This is a genomic window from Candidatus Thermoplasmatota archaeon, assembly GCA_035541015.1.
Taxonomy (GTDB): domain Archaea; phylum Thermoplasmatota; class SW-10-69-26; order JACQPN01; family JAIVGT01; genus DATLFM01.
Map to the genome: position 1 here is coordinate 1 of DATLFM010000040.1, position 16,136 is coordinate 16,136.

A 16,136-nucleotide genomic window follows, 5' to 3' on the forward strand; every position below is an offset into this window, starting at 1 on the left:
GCCCGCACCTCGTCGACTTCGCCATCGTGGCCGACCTTGCGCGGCTCACCTGCGGGCTCGATCTGTCCCGCGAGGACGTCGTGCAGATCGGCAAGAACGTGCTCGACGCCGAGCGCCTGTTCAACACGCGCGAGGGCGTCACGCGCGCCGACGACACGCTGCCCAAGCGCTACTTCGACGACCCCATGCCCCTTCGCATGGCCGCGGGCCACCGCATCGAGCGCGAAGGCTTCGGGAAGATGCTCGAGGAGTACTACGCGCTGCGCGGATGGACGAAGGACGGGATGCTCGGGAAGGAGCGGAAGAGCGAGATCGAAGGATGGCTGGCGGCGTTGGCGTAGCGACGGCAGCTTCCCTTCAGGACTCCCGCCGCGGCCAGAGGAACGGCCGATTGGCGACTCTCTCGACCATCCGAAGCAGTCGCCGCGTTTCAGCGCGGAGCTCTTCCGGCGTCGGCTTGGACATCACGAAGCTGTTCACCTCCCCCTCCTATCAATGTATCGATGGATGCCATGGCCTCGCCGGCGGCAGCCTCGATCGTCTTGCCAACCGTGCGAAGGGCGCGAACCTGTGTAGCAAGAACGATGCTTGCGGCAAGCTGCGCAAGCCCGGCGGGAACCATCGGCAACTGTCCCACCACGGCGGCAAGCCCGGCGCTTGCCGCAAACGTCAGCAACACCGCGATGACGGCGATCCGGAAATTGCTCTCCAGGGCGGCCGTCCGCTCCGCAGCCTGCAAGCTCAGCTCGATCTTCTTGAGCCGCAGCGCGGTCGCGTCGTCCATCGACGAGCCACAACAACGCCTCCGATTTCAAGCGGCACACAGAACGTGACCGAAAGTATCGGCTTTGGCAGCCGCCAAAGAAAAGAAATGGAGGGCTGGCTCGCAGCCCTCTGACGCAGCCCCTTCGGTCTTTGCCGCCTACGGCGGGAACAGGTTGCCGCAATCCGGCCAGCACAACGGCCGGGCGACGTTCCCGTTGCCGTTGCCTCCGCCGTTGCCCGGCTTTTCGGCCGGGCGGTGTTCACGGGCCGAATCCGCCTGCACGGGCAGGCAATCCGGCCAGCACGCCAGCGCGCTGGGCGCAAGGAGCGCCCATGCGCACACGCTTCCTACGACGACCAAGGTCCACGAAACCATGCCCACACCCAAAGGGGCGTCTCACGGGTCGTCGCCTTGAGGCTTCGGCTCTTACTGGGTTGATTCTTGAGCGCGACCGGCGCAGCAAGTGTTGACAAAACACCAGATCACGCGAGAACGGTAAGGAGGCGAGGGCGGATTCGCCCTCACCCCCAACCCGCTGCGGTTCCCGCAGCCTCCTCGGTCGAGGCGGCGTTCGCCTCGCGCGCCGGGTGGAACCAAGCGCACGTCTTGCCACCGCACGAGCTGCCCGAGCCGGACAGCGCGTAACAGCCGTACCCCCGAGCGCCGACGCACGCGTCGGCGATCGGCGCGCCGCATTTCCGGCAGAGCGCCGACCGATGGCGGGACGTCCAAAGGGTCCCGAGGAGCGTGAGCCGATCCGCAGATCGGCGAACGTTTGGAGGACGAGCGACTGCGCGCGCCGCGCGCACGCGGCGCGCGCACAGCGAAGTCCTCCAAACGCGAGCGCAGGTTGCGCGATCGCGCCACGCGCGATCGCGCGGCACCTGCGCGAGTTCGAAGCCGCGTGCGCGAGGCCCCGACCCGGCGTATGTGCGATGTATACACACGTATACATCCGTATACACGCTCCGCGCCGCGTCTTTCCTAGTGCGCCGCCTGCCGGTGGAACGCCCGGTCGAAGAGCCTCCGCAGCCACGCCTTGAAGCGGTTCCACGGACGCGCGGCCTCCTTGGCCGACCGCTCGGCCCGCAGCGCCTGCAGCGCGTTTGCCGACGCGTCGAGGTTGCCAAGCGCAAGCTCGCCGTGGCGCAGCCGTCCGCCGCGGAAGGCGTCGAGCTGGCGGTGCGCGGCGTCGAGCGCCGTGGTGTCCGCGCGCTCCTCGTCGCGGCCGAGCTTCCAGCCCATCGCCTGCCATTCGGGCGGCAGCGGGTCGTCGCGGATCCGCAGCCCCCGAGAGGCGTCCTGCCCTTCGGCAAGCCCGCCCCAGGTGAAGCGGTAGCGCCGCAGCGCGTCGTCGATGTCGCGCTCGATCTCGTCGTCGGTGGGCTCGCGTCCGAGCTCGGCGCGCAGGCGCCCGCGCGCCTGCGTCCGCAGGATCACGTTGCTCGCGACGGCGGCAAACGTGGTCCCGATGAGCACGGCAAGCGAGACGCCAAGCGCCAGCGAGACCGGGATCGACCAGTCCGTTTGGCCCGGGACGCCCCACGCGAACGGATAGGCGTAGGCGAAGCCGAGCACGCCCGCGAGCGCCGTGGCGCTTGCGGCAAGCCCGAGCCAGCGCATGTACGCGCGCGTGTAGAGCGCCGAGAGCATGCCCAGGAACAGGGCGCACACGCCAAGGCCTCCGGCGATGCCCGCGGTTTGCCGCATCCAGTAGCGCATCATCGACTGCGAGGCGTCGGCCGGGTAGGCCTGGCCCCACGCGACAAGCGCCAGGGCGGCGAGCACGAGGAGCGCGCCGGACACGAAGAGGAGGAACGAGGCGTGGAGGCGCCGATCGCTGTAGGCGGCTCCGTCCTCGCTCCCGGCCCATTCGCACAAGCGTCGCCACGCGGAGGGGCGGCGCGCCGGCGGCGGCTTGCCGCCGCGCGCGGCGTGCCCCGTGGGCGGCTGCGTCGCAAGCGGGGTCATGGTCTCACCACGGCCCTACTTCTTGGACTTCTTCTCGCCGCCGTCTTCCGACAGCGCCGCGACGAGGTCGCCGCGCACGACGCTGAAGATGGGCTCGTCGCTCCAGATGACGCGGTCCACCTCGAAGGGAAGGTCGGCGCCGCGAAGCTTCTCGAGGAGGAGCTTGTCGAAGCCCTTGGGCTGGCAGGTTCCGCCCGTGATGGCCACGGGGATCTTGAGGCCCTCCTCGACGTTCTTGCGGCGCGCCTCCTTGGCGAGGTTCTTCACGACGTAGTCGATGAGGTTCTCGTAGTAGATCGAGAGGGCCCCCTCGAGGTCGCCGATCTTGCTCTCCCAGTTGAGGTTCACGCCCTTCTCCTTGCGCGCCGTGACCTTGTCCACGGGCACGCCCGTCGCGACCGAGGCCTGCTTGTCGATCCAGTCGCCTCCGCGCGCGACGGAGAACTGCAGGACGGGCACGGCGTAGTAGGCGAAGCAGACGTTTGTCATGCCCGCGCCCCAGCTGATGCCGACGCCCGTGAACTTCTGGTCGGCAAGCTCGCTGTACACGACGCTCATGCCCTCGTTGATGGGGTGCGGCGTGTAGCCTGCGCGCTCCACGAGCGAGCCCAGCGTCTTCTGGTGGTAGAGCGTGTCGAGCTCGTCGTCCACCGGGTTTGCCGGGACGTTGAAGTAGCACGTCTCGCCGGGCGAACCGGGTTTGCCCAGCAGTCGCTCCACCATGAGCTGGATCATGGGGATGGCCTTCTTCTCCTTGCGCGAGAGGATGCCCGCGGACATCGGGCGGCTCGTGCTCGTGTTGAAGATGTTGGCGAAGTTCAGAGCGTCCTCGCCCACGATGTACACGTGGCTGCCGTGCCGGATGTGCAGCACGTCGCTTCGTTCGAGCATGCGCTCGGCGATGTCGCTGTGCTCAAGCTCGACGAAGGTGTTCCGTTGCTGCGTGAAGCGGATCCGGTCGTCGGCCTTCTTCGCGCAGGTGATGTTCATCGTCCCCACGTCCAACCCTTTGGTCATGTTCAATCCACCCTCGGCCAGGGCTCTGTCGCGGGGGGGATTTGTAGCTTTCTGCCGGAAACAGAAAGACCAAAAAACGTCGAACCTATCGGCCGCGAGGGGAACGCGGAGAAGTCGCCCCCCGACCCCGCCGCCCCGCGCGACGCCCTCGCCCGCACGCGGCGGGCCTTGGCGATCGCGCGGGCTCTCTTCTGTCGTCACCATGGAAAAGGCTTTCGACCGCGCCGCCGGGAACGGTCAACCGTGGCGCCGCGGGCACATCAAGTCACGGTGTCCGAAGGAAAGCGGACGCGCCGCGCGGCGGGCGAGCCCGCGGCGCGGCTACCGGGACGAAGGCGGTGGCGCCCAGCGCGGCGTGGTCGCCGGCTCGTAGAGACGGATCGCGGTGGGGCCCGACAGGCTGCCGCGCCATCCGCCGTCGGCCGCGGCCGCCGCCACGGCGAGCGCGCCCACGCGCTCGCCCATGGCCAATCCCACCTCGTTGTCCGCGCGCACGTGCACGCCAGCGTAGAAGCGCGAGAGGGCGGCCTCGGAGGCAAGCGCGCGCACGAAGGCGGATTCCTCGGGCAAGAAGTGGGCCAGCACGGCCGAGGCGGCGCCCGAGTAGCCGGCGTGCCCGGAGGGGTACGCCGGGAACGGGGGCGCCACAAGCGGCGTCCGGAAGTCGGGGTCGACGTGCTGCTGGATCCACGTGACGGGCCGGAGCGTCCAGTAGTGGTACTTCGCGTCCCACACGGCCACGGCCGCGTCGTGCAGGGCCGCGTTGAGGTACGCGAACATCCGTGCCGTCTGCGCCGTGGAGAGGGCGTTCGTCGCCGCAAGGTGCAGCGCGATCGTGTTCCAGTGTCCCGGCGCCGAGACCGTGTCGGGCCCGTCGGCCCAATAGAAGGCGATCGCGTCCTCGCGCGGCGTGCGGCTGCGCAGGGCGTGGTAGAGATCCCACATCTGCGCCCGGAACTCGCCCGAGTCGCACGATGGGGGAGGCGCCGGCCGGACCTGGTCGCCCCGCGCAAGGAACCAAGGCCGCACCTCGCCCCACCCCGGCTCGAGGGGAACGTCGATGAAGGATGGAGGCGTGGGCTGCCACGCGCACATGTCCTGGGGCACGGTCGCCGGCGGGGAGAGGCCGGCGCCATCGTGCCGCGCCCGCTCCATCACCTGTTCTGCGACCGCGCGCCCGATCGCAAGTCCCGCCTGGACGTCCGAGGGCCAGTTGACGCCGGCGGCCACCCGCGAGCGCGCGGCGTCCTCGGCGTGCCGCGGGAAGTATTCGAGGCCCTGTCCCGGGAACAGCCTCTGAAGGACGCCCGCCGCGGCGCCGGCCACGGCCGTGTATTCGCTCGGAAACGACGAGCGGGCTTCCAGCGGCGCCAGGGGCGCGATGCCCGCGTCCTTCAGCGCCGGAGCAAGACGGTCGTGCGCAAGCTTCTGCTGCGCGACGGCGACGAGTGCGTCGTGCATGGCCACGTGCACGAGCGCGAGAGCCCGCGAGGCCGCCGGGGGCGACGGCTTGTACTTGGCGATCATGTCAAGCGCAAGCTCCGTCCAGGGCTCGGTGGCCCGGTCGGGGTTCCAGCGGGCGATGAGAGGTCCCAAGGCCGATCGCTGGGTGAGCGCGACGGCAAGCCCTTTTCGATCCGCGTCGTCCTCCCAGCTTCCCGGCGAGGGGGTCGTGGGCGCGGCGATCCCGCTCCGCGCGACAAATGGCGCCCATGCGGCGACCGACGAATCCCAGGGCGGACGCTCCTCTCGCGCCGGTCCGCCGTCGGACCGCTCGGCGTCGGGAACCGAGCAACCGGCGAGCGCAAGGCAAGCCACCACGGCCGCCACGCTTGTGCGCGTCATGCGGGCGCCCTGCTGCCGGAGGAGGCGCTTGCGCCGCCGGGCAACGTGCTTTCGCCGGTCGAACCCCTGTCCGAAGTCGCCTCGGACGCGGCAACGGGACGCGCCGGCAGCCGCAGCGCGAAGGAGGCTCCGCGCGGCGCGGGCTCGAGCACGAGGGAGCCGCCCCGGGACTCCGCGAGCTTGCGGCTGATGTGAAGCCCCAGGCCCGTTCCCGTCGGCTTGCCGGTCACGAAGGCTCCAAAGATCTGGTCTGCAAGGTGCGGCGGCACGCCCGGGCCGTCGTCGGAGACCGTGACGGTCACGTGCCCTTCCTGGGCGCGCGTCCGGATGCAAAGGGTGGCGCCCTGGGGCGTGGCTTCCACGGCGTTCAGGACGAGGTTGAGCACGATCTGCCCGAACTCCTGGGGCGACCCCTCCACGTCGGGGACTCGCTCGTAGTCGCGCAGGACCGTATGCAGGTGCAGACGGCTGTGCGCCATGAGAAGGACGCCCTCGATCGTGTCGTTGACGGGGAACCGCTCGTGCTTTCCCGCGGCGGGCCGGGCGAAGGTCTTGAGCGTCCGATTGATCTGCTCGATGCGCCCCACGCCATCGAGGCTGCGTTCGAGGCCGTCGCGGACCGCTTCGAGCGACGTCCGCAAGGCCTCGTTGCCCGCCACCGAGGGCTCCGCGAGGGCGGCGTTCACGTCCAGGAGCGAGAGCTCCTCGTTGCCTCGCACGAACGTGAGGGGGTTGTTGATCTCGTGGGCCACGCCCGCCACGAGGCTGCCTAGCGTCGCCATCCGCTCCGACTGGGCGAGCACGGCGTTCGAGCGCGCGATCTCGAGGTCGCGCTCGGCCAGCGCCTGCGTCATGCGTGAGAAGGCCGCGGCGAGGTCGTCAAACTCGTCCCCTCGCGGCGAGGGAGGGGCGCCTGCGAGGTCCCCCCGGGCGACGGTCCGCACCGCCGCTCCAAAGGAGCCGATGCGTTCGAGAAGGCGACGGGCCAGAAGCGCGGCGCCCACGAGGATGCCTCCAAAGCTTGCCGCCACGATGAGCGCGCCCGCCCACGCGGCGCGTTCGCCCTCCCGCAGCGCCGCCGCCGTCGCTTGCGCGTTGTTGGCGTGGGCCCAGGCGATGAGCTCCGCGGCGGCGGCGCGCAGCGAGGCGGAGCGCTCGGCGAGCGAGCCGCGGGCGACCTCGTGCAGCAGCACGGTGGCATCGAAGTACAGGTTCGCCTGGACGTGGGCCCCCTGCTCGGCCGCAAGGAGAAGCGCCAAGGCGCCCGGCGTCGACAGTTGCGAGCCCACACCCCGAAGGTCGGCGCGGGCGACGGTGACTCCGATCTGCTCGGCCGCCTGAAGGGCGCGCTCGAGGTCGGCCGCCAGCGCGCGCGTGGCCGCCGGGTCGTCGGTGGGGCGAACCGCTTCCAGGCGGGCCGCCGCGACCGCGAGGTCGTGTCGCACCTGCCAGGCATCGTACGCAAACTCCGGCCGTTCGCGCGCGATCTCCTCCAGCGCCCGCGCGACCGACGCGGACGAGGCGGCCACCACGGCAAGCGCGCCGTCGAAGATCTCCTGGTTGAGGCGCTTGGCCCACGCGCGAAGGGCGCCGTCGCTCGTGCCTTGCCGCAGCCCGGGCTCGAACTCCAGCAGCGTGACGCGCTCCCGCTCGACGTCGTTGCCGATGAGCAGAAGGTCTCGCTGCACGTCGTCGTCGAGCGGGGAGCGCATCCGCATCTCGGCCAGGACGAGGCGGGAGAGGGCGTTGAGCCGGAGCGCCTCCTCGCGCGCAAGGGAGCGCGTTTCCAGAAGCTCGAACAGGGGACGACCATCGTCCAGCGCGAAGAGGTGACCCTCCACCGCCCGAACGCCCAGCAGCCGATCGCGCAGGTCCTCGTCGGCCCCCGCCACGGAAAGCAAGTCGAGGACGTCGCTCTGGAAGTCGTCGCGGGCGGCCTTCAGCTGCGCGGGCGTCGAGACCCCTTGCAGGTAGCCAAGGAGGTGCACGCTCTCCTCGGCGGCCCGCGCCTCCAGACGCTCGGCGCCTGCGAGCACGGCCCCGGCCCGGGACAGCGAGAGGGATTGGGCCTCGATCGTGGCGCCCATCGTCTGCGCGACGACGATGGATCCGGAGACGCCAAGCGCCGCCATGGCCACGACGAACACGAGGAGCTGGGACTTGAGACGCATCCGCTTTTTCCCGGCGAACGTTCCCTCAAATACGTGCGCTGTCCGGCCGGCCGCGGACAGGAGCGCCCGGGTCCCCGTCGCGCTCCTCCCGGGAAAGGAGCATTCGGAAGATTCGCAGAAGCTCGGCCGTCGACCACGGCTTGGGAACAAGCGCGGCCACGCCGGCCTGCGCCCGGGCGCGACGCTCGATCTCCGGCGCCGCGTAGGCGGACAGGAGCACGCGCACCGCGCCGGGCCGGCGTCGCGCCACGTACGCCAGAAGCTCGATCCCGTCGGCGCCGTCCAGACGCAAGTCGCTCACCACCGCGTCAAACGACCGATCCTCGATCTTCCCGAGCGCCTCCTCCGCGCTTGCGGCAGTCTCGACGACGACCGGCGACGGAAGGGGCAACCGGGCAAGCGTCTGCGCCAGAAGCCCCCGGATGAGAGGCTCGTCGTCCACCACGAGCACGCGCAGGCAAGGAGCCGGACGGGGCGCCCCGCCGGCCGGGGTGCCAAGGCACGGGGGGACACCTTCCCCCGACGGGTTGCCGGAGCCGCCGCCCGGCATCGCGCCGGACGGCAGGCCACCGTCGCCCGGACGCGAAACGAGGATCGCCGTCGGGAGCCTTCGATCGCGCCGCCACCGAGCGTCCATGTGTTTGGCGTGGGACGAAATTCCCTAGATACGTCTGCTGCCCGTTTCCCGGCGGACACCTGCAGTGATGGCGGACACCGCCCGGGCCGGGAGCGGGCGTCCGGAAGCCTGCGGACGCAACCAGCCGCTTGCGAAGCCTTAGCTTCGGATGCGCGCAAAGAAAGGAGGGGCCCTTATGGATTCGACCTTGCCGCGCGTCCTTGTCGTCGACGACATGGCGGAGATCGGCATCCTGCTGCAGCGCGTCCTTGCCGGCCGGGGCGGCCTTGCGGGCGAGGTCGTCGTCGAAGCCGACGCGCAGCGGGCCTTGAAACGCATCCGGGAGGAGCGCTTCGACGTGGTCGTCACCGACTACCGCATGCCTTTCTACGACGGGTTGGCCCTCCTGCAGGAGGCCCGACGCGCAAACCCGCGGTGCTTCCGCGTCCTCATGACGGCTTACCCCGAGCTGCCCGCGACCGCGGACGACATCCTCGGAGCGTCCGTGGACGCTTACCTTCTCAAGCCCTTCCGACCCGACGACCTGCGCGCGCTGCTCCACGGCCTCCTGCACGGCGACCGCGAGCGGATCTTCGGCCTTCGGAGCGGCGCGAGGGAATTCGAACGGCTCCGCCCGGCAAGCGCCGGGACGAACGCGCGCGCGGAAGGTTGACGCGATGCGACACGCCGTCGATCGTTTGAGCGCCCTCATCGGCCTGGGCCTGTCCGACGCCGAGGCAGGCGTGTTCCTTGCGCTGCTCGACCACGGCAGCCTGCCGGCGGGTCTCGTCGCAAAGGCGTCCAGGCTGCCGCGCAACCGCGCCTACGAGACGCTCGAATCGCTCCACGGCAAGGGCCTCATCGAGATCCTTCCCGGCCGCGTGCGCCAATTCCGGGCGCGTCCGGTGTCCGAGTTCCTCGACACCCGCATCGAGGAGTGCGCCGAAACCATCCGCGAGCTGCAGGGCCGCCGCCCGTTTGCCGAAGCCGTCTTCGTGCCCGCGCAGACCCAGGAGGCGGATTCCGGCGGCAGCACGTCGCGCATCCTGCTCGGTCGACGGGCCGTGGCGCGCGAGATCGACCGCCTGCTCGGATCGGCAAAGGAGCGCGTCGTGGCCGCGGCCAGCGCGGGCGGAAGCGAGCGGCTCCTCCTGCGGCTTGCCGCCGCGGCCGAGCGCGATCCCTCGCTCGCCTTCGAGGTCGTGCTCCCGCATGCCGCGGCCACGGCCGGCCTGGAGCGCCTGCCGGCGGCGCTCGCCTCCGGTCTTTGCCTCGCCGAGGCGACGCTTGCGTGCGAGGTGCTCGTGGTCGACGACGCGCACGTGCTCGTCAACCATCCCGTTCCCGACGACGCGCACGCCCGCCTGGGCCGGGATTTCGCCTTCTACGCACGCGACCCGTCCCTCGCGCGGGACCAGCGGCTCCTCCTGGAGTGCCTCCGCTTGGCCCGGGGGATCCAAGCGGCGGGCGTCTGTCGGCCGGCGGACAACGCGGAGCCTAATAGCCCCGCGCGAGAGGAGACCATGCGACGCGAAACGAAGCGGGAAGGTGCGAGCCTTGTTTGAGGAATCGGAAACGACGGGCCCGGCGGATCGCGCGCGCCCAGCGTTCGAGCCCTCGCGAAGGGGTGCGCGCGCCATCGCGATGAACGACCTCGCCTCGCCGCCGGAGGACAACGGATGCACAAGCGGGCATGGGCGACCCCTCACCCGGACCTCTGCCAACGCGCCGCTTGCTCGTCCTCCGGCGGCGTCGCGGGGGATTGCCGCCCCGTCCGACCTCGCGTTCTTGAGTCCCACCTCGTCGGTGCGCAGCATGCCCGACGGCCAGGCACCCTCCCGGACGGTCCTTGTGGTGGACGACCTGCCGGAGATCTGCGCGTACTTCCAATCGGTCCTCCGTCGGCTCCGCCGGTTCGATCTCCAGTCCGTCACGGAGATCAACAGCGCAAGGGCGCTCGACCTGCTGCGAACGCGGCCGTTTGACCTTGTCATCAGCGACTTCCGCATGCGCGAGGTCGACGGCCTTGAGGTCTTGGCCGTGGCGGCAGCACACGGCTCGGGGCTGCGCGTCCTCATGACGGGCTACAACGAGCTGCCGGCCACGGTGGAGCGGTTCCAGGCCGCGCGCATCGACGCCATCCTCCAGAAGCCGCCGCGCACGTCCGAGGTGGTGGAGCTCCTGAACGGCCTGCTGAGCTTCGACGAGGCGTCGCTGCGGTCCTGGCGCACCAAGGCCCGAGAGGCGGAACGGTCGCTTGCGATCCAGCCCTCGCCCTCAGTTGGCGAGGCCTGAGGCCGCAAGGTGCCCGGCGAGGACGGCCGACCACCAGGCCTTGCGATCGCTCATCTCCGTCGGGGCGACGAAGAAGGGGTTGTGCGCGAGGTAGTGGAAGGTCCACGTCTCCCGGTCCGTGCCGGGCGCCACAACGTGCACCTGCCCCACGAGCCGCGCGCGGCCCGCGGTCTTGCTGTAGACGCGAAGAAGCGACATTCTCGCCTTCCCGTCGAAGCGCACGGAAGGCGCGGGCGCGCGGTCGACGCAAAGGCCGTTGTCGCAGGCGTTCGCGTCGGGAAGGCTTGCGACAAGCGCGCGAAGGTGCCCGCGGGCGAGGGCCTCGCGCAGCTCCTCGTCGCGGACGGTTGGGTTCACGGGACTACCTCCGCTTCGAGGACAGGCTTGCCGCTTATAAGCGGCTTGTTGCACACGTCTGCCCACGCCGGAAACCGCGGGCCCGTCGGAGAGGGGGTTGATCGGGCCCGCGGTTCCCGCATGGCTTGCGTCAGGCGGCGGGGGGCGCGCCGACGGCCTGGAGAAGCACGGCAAGAAGCAAGACGGCGACCGCGCCAAGCCAGGTGACAAGGGCAGTCCGATAGAGGGTGGCGACAAAGCGCGGGGCGGTCGCAAGGAGGCTTTCGGCCATGCTTTCCGAGATTTCCAGTGGCCGGCGGGGGATAAGGGGTTTCTGGACGAAGCGTCGAAACGGAGGCAGGCCCCCGCGGCGACGCCCAGGGGCGTCTTCGTCTGGGCAGACCCTCGAGGCGGGCGCGTCCGGTCCGGTCCGGACAGCCGCTCCTGAAGTGCGATGGGCGACGACCTCCCCTCATGAACCCCATCGTCGTCGAACGGCGTTCCGAGGCTCCCGTCGACCGCGTCCGCGAGGCCCTGTTCGTCGACGACGAGCCGGAGATCTGCCGCTTCTACGAGCGCCTCCTGCGGCACGCGCGGCACCTGCCCCTCCGCGCGACTATCGCGTCGGACGCGCGGCAGGCCCTCGCGCTTGCCCACGCGCGGCCCTTTGACCTTGTCGTCTCGGACTTCCGCATGCCCGGCGCCGACGGCGCGGCCATCCTGACCGCGGCGCGGGAGCGGAATCCGGGCGGGCGCCGCGTGCTCGTGACCGGGTACAACGAGATCCCGGCCCCGCTGCCGCGCCTGCGCGAGGCGGGCGTGGAGGCGTACCTGCAGAAGCCCTTCGACCCCGTCGAGCTGTTCCTCATCGTCGTGGACTTCCTGGAGGGAAGGGGACGCACGATCCGGACGCTTGCCCGGGAGGCGGGCGAGCTGGAGGCGGCGTCTCCGGATCCGCGCAGCGTCGGCGTGCGGTTCGGCGCCGCGCCGCGGCCGCACCTCGACACGCCTTGAAGGCGCCCGCCTGCGCGCCCATCCCGCGCGACCGGCCTAGGGCGACACGGCGCACAGCGGGTCCAGGCGCTCGGGCTCGACCGGCAGACACCAGCGCGGGTCGCCGGGAGCGCAGAGGTGGATCGGTTTCCCAAGCGGGCCAAGCACGGGGCTGTCGCCGTCGGCGATCACCTCGAGAGCGCAGGGATCGTAGTGCAGCGCCGGGATCGTCGGGGCCATCGTCGCAACCATCGCAAGCGCAAGCGCGCTCATCCACAGAGTCTTGTTCATGGTTTCTTCTCCGCCCGCAAGGGCAAGAAAGCCACGTCCGGAGGCGGCATGCGCTTTGTCCGAGGGGCTGGAAACCGGACGCGAGCCTCGCTTGAGCCTTCTCCGAAGCGCGGGAAACCGGCGACGCGTGCGCCTAGGACGTCCGCAGAAAGCTTAAGCGCGACCACGGAGGTTTTTCCCGCGAGAGCCTTGACCCGCCGCGTGTGGTTCGTGCTGGCGCTTGTGGCCTCCGCGGGCTCGGCGTTGGCGTCCATGGCCGACGAGCCGCCCGTGGATCCCACGCAGCCCTGCCGGGAGGCCGACGCGCCCGGACTCCCGCCGGCCGTCTGCGCGCACTTGGCGTGGGCCAAGCAGCAGGCGCTTGCGTGCCACCCCGGTTGCGAGCGCAAGGCCGCGCAGCATGCGGCGGACACGCGGGACGAGGCAAGGAGCGAGCTTGAGGCGCGCGCGGAATTGGCCGGAGAGGCGCGGGAGCGCCTCCTCGAGGACGGCGAGGCGGTCTTGCGCGGCGCGCCCGATGCCTCGTTCGAGCCCGCGCTTCCCGAAGCGGCGGCGCCGCAGCTTTCCCTCGAAGGGCTCGTGCCCGAAGTGCCGCAGCCGGAGCTTCCCGACGTGCCCTCGCTCGCTCCCGCCCGGTCGCCGGCCGACGGCGCGCGCCCCGCGTTCTCCGTCGGCGAAGCCGCTTCGTCCGGTGCCCCGCCGCATCGGGCCGCCGCGCGCGAGGGCCCGACCGTGGGCCTGGCCCCGGCGTCGGGCGTCTTTGCGGCCGCCCGCGCCCAGGCGCCTGCGGCCGAGGCGAGCGTGCGACGGGCCGGCGCCGACGTCGTCGTCCCTCCCTCTCTCGCGTGGCCGGCCCTGCTCGCCGGCGTGCTTGCGGCCGCGCTTGCCCCGCTCCTTGCGCTCTACGCGCGCTTGTCCCGCGAGCAGGTGCTCGATCACCCGCTGCGAAGCGCGCTCCTTGCGGCCGTCGTCGCGCGGCCGGGAACGACGCGCGCGGAGCTTGCTCGCTCGCACGGCGTCCACTACACGACCGTCGAATGGCACGTGCGCGCGCTCCTGCGGGCCGGGCTCCTCACGGCGCACCGCAACGGCGCGGTCACGGGTTTGTTCGAGAACCACGGCCGATACTCGGCCGACGAGCGCCGGCGGGCGCTTCTCCTTGCCGACGGCACGAACCGGTTTCTCGTCGAACGCCGGATCGCAGACCCGACCGTCCGCGTCGTCGATCTGGCGCGCGAGCTTGGGCTTACAAAAGGCGCCGTGAGCAAGCGCATCGCAAAGCTGCGGGCGGCCGGATTGCCCGGCGCCGCGGGGGCAACCCGACAAACCTTAAAGGCGAGCCCCTCCTACTCCGCCCGATGACCCAGAAGGCCATGGCCACGTTCCGGATCGACGTGACCGATCGGCCCAAGCAGCTCTTCGTGTACCCCGAGCTGTGCGTGGGCTGCCACCTCTGCTCCTACGCGTGCAGCCTCAACAAGTACGGCGTCCTTTCCAAGACGAAGACGGCCATCCGCATCGTGCGCAAGGAAGGGGGCTTCGAGTTCCCGAACTTCTGCATCCAGTGCGAGGACAAGACGTGCATGAAGTTCTGCCCCACCGACGCGCTCGTGTGGAACGCGCGGGTGGGAAGCGTCGACCTCCTCGACGAGCGGTGCATCTCCTGCGGCATCTGCGCGATCAAGTGCGAGTACGACGCCATCTCCTTCGAGAACGCGGAGGTCGTCAAGTGCGACCTCTGCTCGGGCGACCCGCAGTGCGTGAAGTTCTGCCCGACGGACGCGATCCGCTTTGAGGACTCCTCCAACGAGCGCGAGGTCGACCGCGAGCGGGGCGCCCGCGAGCGCATCCCGACCGTCCACGAGCAGCTCGTCCTCACGAAGGACCAGCTCAAGGCCGAGCGCGAACGCGCCAAGGCCGCCGGCGTCGTTTTCGCCGCGCCAAAGGAAGTGGCAAAGCTCCCAAGCCCGGCCGACGAGGCCGCCGCCTCGGGCAAGCCGTACCTGGGCCGGGGTTCCGTCGTCGAGACGGCCGGCCTGCGCGAGGAGCGCTCGCGCGCGGAAGCGCTCCTGCCGACGCTCAAGGGCGTGGACGAGGTCGCGCCCGTCGCCGGCCTCTCGGACATCGAGAGCCGCGTGCACCGCGCGCTCGAGCGCGCAGGCGTGCGCGAGGCCGCGCGCGCCATGACGACGGACGACCTTCTGGCCACCGGCCTCAAGCTCACGCACACGATCGTCGCGTTCTCGCTCCTCGAGATGGAGCGAAAGGGATTCGTCGCCGACGCGGGCGGAAAGCGGTATTTCCTCGTGCGGTAGGGGCTTACATTCCCGCGTAGTCGTCCGGGATCACGGCCCGGGTGACGGGGTCCCATTTCCTGCGGCAGCTTACGCACATGAGGCCGCGGAAGATGGGCGTGACTCGGCCAAAGCCGCAGAATGGGCATCGGTCGGTGAGCCAATACGCGGCGCTCCCCATCGCATAGGTTTCTAACGATCGAACCGGTTCAAATGGCCCGCATTATAGTACTTACGCAATATAAGCCGGTTCCAGAAGTTAAGGCCTGTGCCCGAACCGCCCGTGAGCGGGAGGAGGAACAGGATCTCGTCGTCCGCCCCGACGGCGGTTTCGCGCGCGCGCCCGATCTCGATCGGCGCTCCGTTCACGTAGACGTTGACGTAGGACGAAAGCTCGCCGTCCTCGTACAGATGCTCGGCGAGGCCTGGGTAGCGGGCGACGAGCTCCCGCAGCACGTCCACGAGCCGCGGCGAGCCCACGTCGAGGGCGACCTCGCTTTGGCCCACCGCGTCGCGGAAGGGCCGCACGAACCGGAAGCGGACGCGCACGCACCCGCATCCCCGCGCGCGCTTTATCTACCTGCCGCGCGCGGCGTTTCATGCCTGGTCTAGATTTTCGAGCCACGGTCCAATAGCCATATCCCCCCGGGGAACGCGATCCGGTGTCCGGGAGAACCATGCGCAAAACTCCGATCCTCATTGGCGCGCTCCTGCTCGCGACGGTCCCCATGGGACTTCTCGCGCAGGCGCAAAGCCAGGAGACCGCCGAATCGTGCCGCCCCGCCATGGGCGGCTTGCAGGTCCAAGTGCTCGACGCTTTCACCGCCGAGCCCATCGCCAACGCCCGCGTCGGGCTCTACGGGGACCACGCGAGCCTCGTGATGTCCACGGACGCCGACGGCGTCGCGTACACGCGCGCGCCGCAGGGCCGCTACATGGTCCTCGCAAGCGCCCGCGGATACCACGACGCGCGCACCGACGTGTTCGTCGCCGCGGACGAGATCACCCGCATCCGCCTCGGCCTCGAGGCCGCCCGCGACGGCGACGCGCGCGCCCAGCCCATCTACGGCGACTCGGCGCGCCCGGCCTGCCCGCCGCCTCCGCCGCCCTGCGAGCGGTACGACGCGAACGGCCAATGCTGTCCGCGCGCGTACGACAACACGGCCGCCTCGTGCGTCCCGCAGGGCCGCATCCACCTCGAGACTGCGACGGAGCGCGACGGCGTCCTCGTGCACGTCCGGTGGCAAGCCTTCGAGCGCGGTCAGCTCTTCGTCCGCGTCGAGAGAGTCGAGCGCGACGAGATGGCCTACTGCCAGGCGCTCGAATGCCAGCGCCCGTACTACCACGCCGATTGCTACGACGAGAGCACGGGCCGCATGTACCAGTGCCCGCACCAGCCCCACAACACGCGCATCGTGCACGAATTTGCCATCGGCGAGGAGGGCGCGGCGACCGAGGGGAGCCTCCGGCTCTTCTGGGACGGCCGCGTCTTCGGCGGCGAACGCGCCCCCGAGGGCCACTACCTCGTGATCGCCCAGTAC

19 protein-coding genes are annotated in these 16,136 nt (G+C 70.6%); 8 read left to right on the forward strand and 11 right to left on the reverse strand.

Annotation, left to right across the window (positions count from 1 at the left end):
- On the forward strand, positions 1-341 hold a 341-nt coding region (locus tag VM681_03870), incomplete at its 5' end, for an aldehyde ferredoxin oxidoreductase C-terminal domain-containing protein (protein HVL87135.1).
- Positions 342-430: 89 nt separating this feature from the next.
- Here the strand turns inward: VM681_03870 and VM681_03875 are convergent.
- The 7 genes from VM681_03875 to VM681_03905 form a co-directional block, all read right to left on the reverse strand.
- Entirely contained in the window at positions 431-784 is a 354-nt protein-coding gene (locus VM681_03875) for a hypothetical protein (protein ID HVL87136.1), read from the reverse strand.
- Positions 785-922: 138 nt separating this feature from the next.
- A complete protein-coding gene (locus VM681_03880; GenBank protein ID HVL87137.1) occupies positions 923-1,147 on the reverse strand; it encodes a hypothetical protein in 225 nt (74 codons plus the stop codon).
- 603 nt (positions 1,148-1,750) lie between these two features.
- Positions 1,751-2,737, reverse strand: coding sequence for a hypothetical protein (locus tag VM681_03885; GenBank protein ID HVL87138.1), 987 nt, complete (start codon positions 2,735-2,737; stop codon positions 1,751-1,753).
- Between the two features lie 15 nt (positions 2,738-2,752).
- Positions 2,753-3,754: a hypothetical protein gene (locus VM681_03890; GenBank protein HVL87139.1), complete on the reverse strand. Its 1,002-nt coding sequence runs from the start codon at positions 3,752-3,754 to the stop codon at positions 2,753-2,755.
- Positions 3,755-4,075: 321 nt separating this feature from the next.
- Positions 4,076-5,599 carry a phosphatase PAP2 family protein gene (locus tag VM681_03895; GenBank protein ID HVL87140.1) on the reverse strand — a complete coding sequence of 508 codons (1,524 nt, stop codon included), beginning with the start codon at positions 5,597-5,599 and terminating at the stop codon, positions 4,076-4,078.
- On the reverse strand, positions 5,596-7,770 hold the full coding sequence (locus VM681_03900) for an ATP-binding protein (GenBank protein ID HVL87141.1): 2,175 nt from the start codon (positions 7,768-7,770) through the stop codon (positions 5,596-5,598). The genes VM681_03895 and VM681_03900 overlap by 4 nt, the downstream gene beginning before the upstream one ends.
- Before the next feature lie 25 nt (positions 7,771-7,795).
- Positions 7,796-8,407 carry a response regulator gene (locus VM681_03905; GenBank protein HVL87142.1) on the reverse strand — a complete coding sequence of 204 codons (612 nt, stop codon included), beginning with the start codon at positions 8,405-8,407 and terminating at the stop codon, positions 7,796-7,798.
- A gap of 175 nt (positions 8,408-8,582) precedes the next feature.
- Here VM681_03905 and VM681_03910 point away from each other — a divergent pair, with 175 nt between their 5' ends.
- The 3 genes from VM681_03910 to VM681_03920 all read left to right on the forward strand — a co-directional run bounded on the left by VM681_03910 (position 8,583) and on the right by VM681_03920 (position 10,681).
- On the forward strand, positions 8,583-9,059 hold the full coding sequence (locus VM681_03910) for a response regulator (GenBank protein ID HVL87143.1): 477 nt from the start codon (positions 8,583-8,585) through the stop codon (positions 9,057-9,059).
- Positions 9,060-9,063: 4 nt separating this feature from the next.
- Positions 9,064-9,951 carry a helix-turn-helix domain-containing protein gene (locus VM681_03915; protein HVL87144.1) on the forward strand — a complete coding sequence of 296 codons (888 nt, stop codon included), beginning with the start codon at positions 9,064-9,066 and terminating at the stop codon, positions 9,949-9,951.
- A 250-nt stretch (positions 9,952-10,201) separates the two neighbouring features.
- Positions 10,202-10,681, forward strand: coding sequence for a response regulator (locus VM681_03920; protein ID HVL87145.1), 480 nt, complete (start codon positions 10,202-10,204; stop codon positions 10,679-10,681).
- On the opposite strand, the gene VM681_03925 is transcribed toward VM681_03920, so the two are convergent.
- Positions 10,664-11,038, reverse strand: coding sequence for a hypothetical protein (locus VM681_03925; protein ID HVL87146.1), 375 nt, complete (start codon positions 11,036-11,038; stop codon positions 10,664-10,666). The two genes, VM681_03920 and VM681_03925, sit on opposite strands and share 18 nt — an antisense overlap.
- Before the next feature lie 130 nt (positions 11,039-11,168).
- Positions 11,169-11,309 carry a hypothetical protein gene (locus VM681_03930; GenBank protein HVL87147.1) on the reverse strand — a complete coding sequence of 47 codons (141 nt, stop codon included), beginning with the start codon at positions 11,307-11,309 and terminating at the stop codon, positions 11,169-11,171.
- A 182-nt stretch (positions 11,310-11,491) separates the two neighbouring features.
- On the opposite strand from VM681_03930, the gene VM681_03935 reads away from it, so the two are divergent.
- A complete protein-coding gene (locus VM681_03935) occupies positions 11,492-12,031 on the forward strand; it encodes a response regulator (protein HVL87148.1) in 540 nt (179 codons plus the stop codon).
- Between the two features lie 36 nt (positions 12,032-12,067).
- Here VM681_03935 and VM681_03940 read toward each other — a convergent pair whose 3' ends face one another.
- Entirely contained in the window at positions 12,068-12,301 is a 234-nt protein-coding gene (locus VM681_03940; GenBank protein ID HVL87149.1) for a hypothetical protein, read from the reverse strand.
- Between the two features lie 201 nt (positions 12,302-12,502).
- Between VM681_03940 and VM681_03945 the strand changes: the two genes are divergently transcribed.
- Together VM681_03945 and VM681_03950 are read left to right on the forward strand one after the other, a co-directional pair.
- Positions 12,503-13,663: a helix-turn-helix domain-containing protein gene (locus tag VM681_03945; protein HVL87150.1), complete on the forward strand. Its 1,161-nt coding sequence runs from the start codon at positions 12,503-12,505 to the stop codon at positions 13,661-13,663.
- Positions 13,660-14,616 carry a 4Fe-4S binding protein gene (locus tag VM681_03950; protein ID HVL87151.1) on the forward strand — a complete coding sequence of 319 codons (957 nt, stop codon included), beginning with the start codon at positions 13,660-13,662 and terminating at the stop codon, positions 14,614-14,616. Before VM681_03945 ends, VM681_03950 begins: the two co-directional genes overlap by 4 nt.
- A 171-nt stretch (positions 14,617-14,787) precedes the next feature.
- On the opposite strand, the gene VM681_03955 is transcribed toward VM681_03950, so the two are convergent.
- Entirely contained in the window at positions 14,788-15,144 is a 357-nt protein-coding gene (locus tag VM681_03955) for a MoaD/ThiS family protein (GenBank protein HVL87152.1), read from the reverse strand.
- 128 nt (positions 15,145-15,272) lie between these two features.
- Between VM681_03955 and VM681_03960 the strand changes: the two genes are divergently transcribed.
- Positions 15,273-16,136 (forward strand): carboxypeptidase-like regulatory domain-containing protein (locus VM681_03960; protein HVL87153.1); only part of this gene is annotated, 864 nt, incomplete at its 3' end.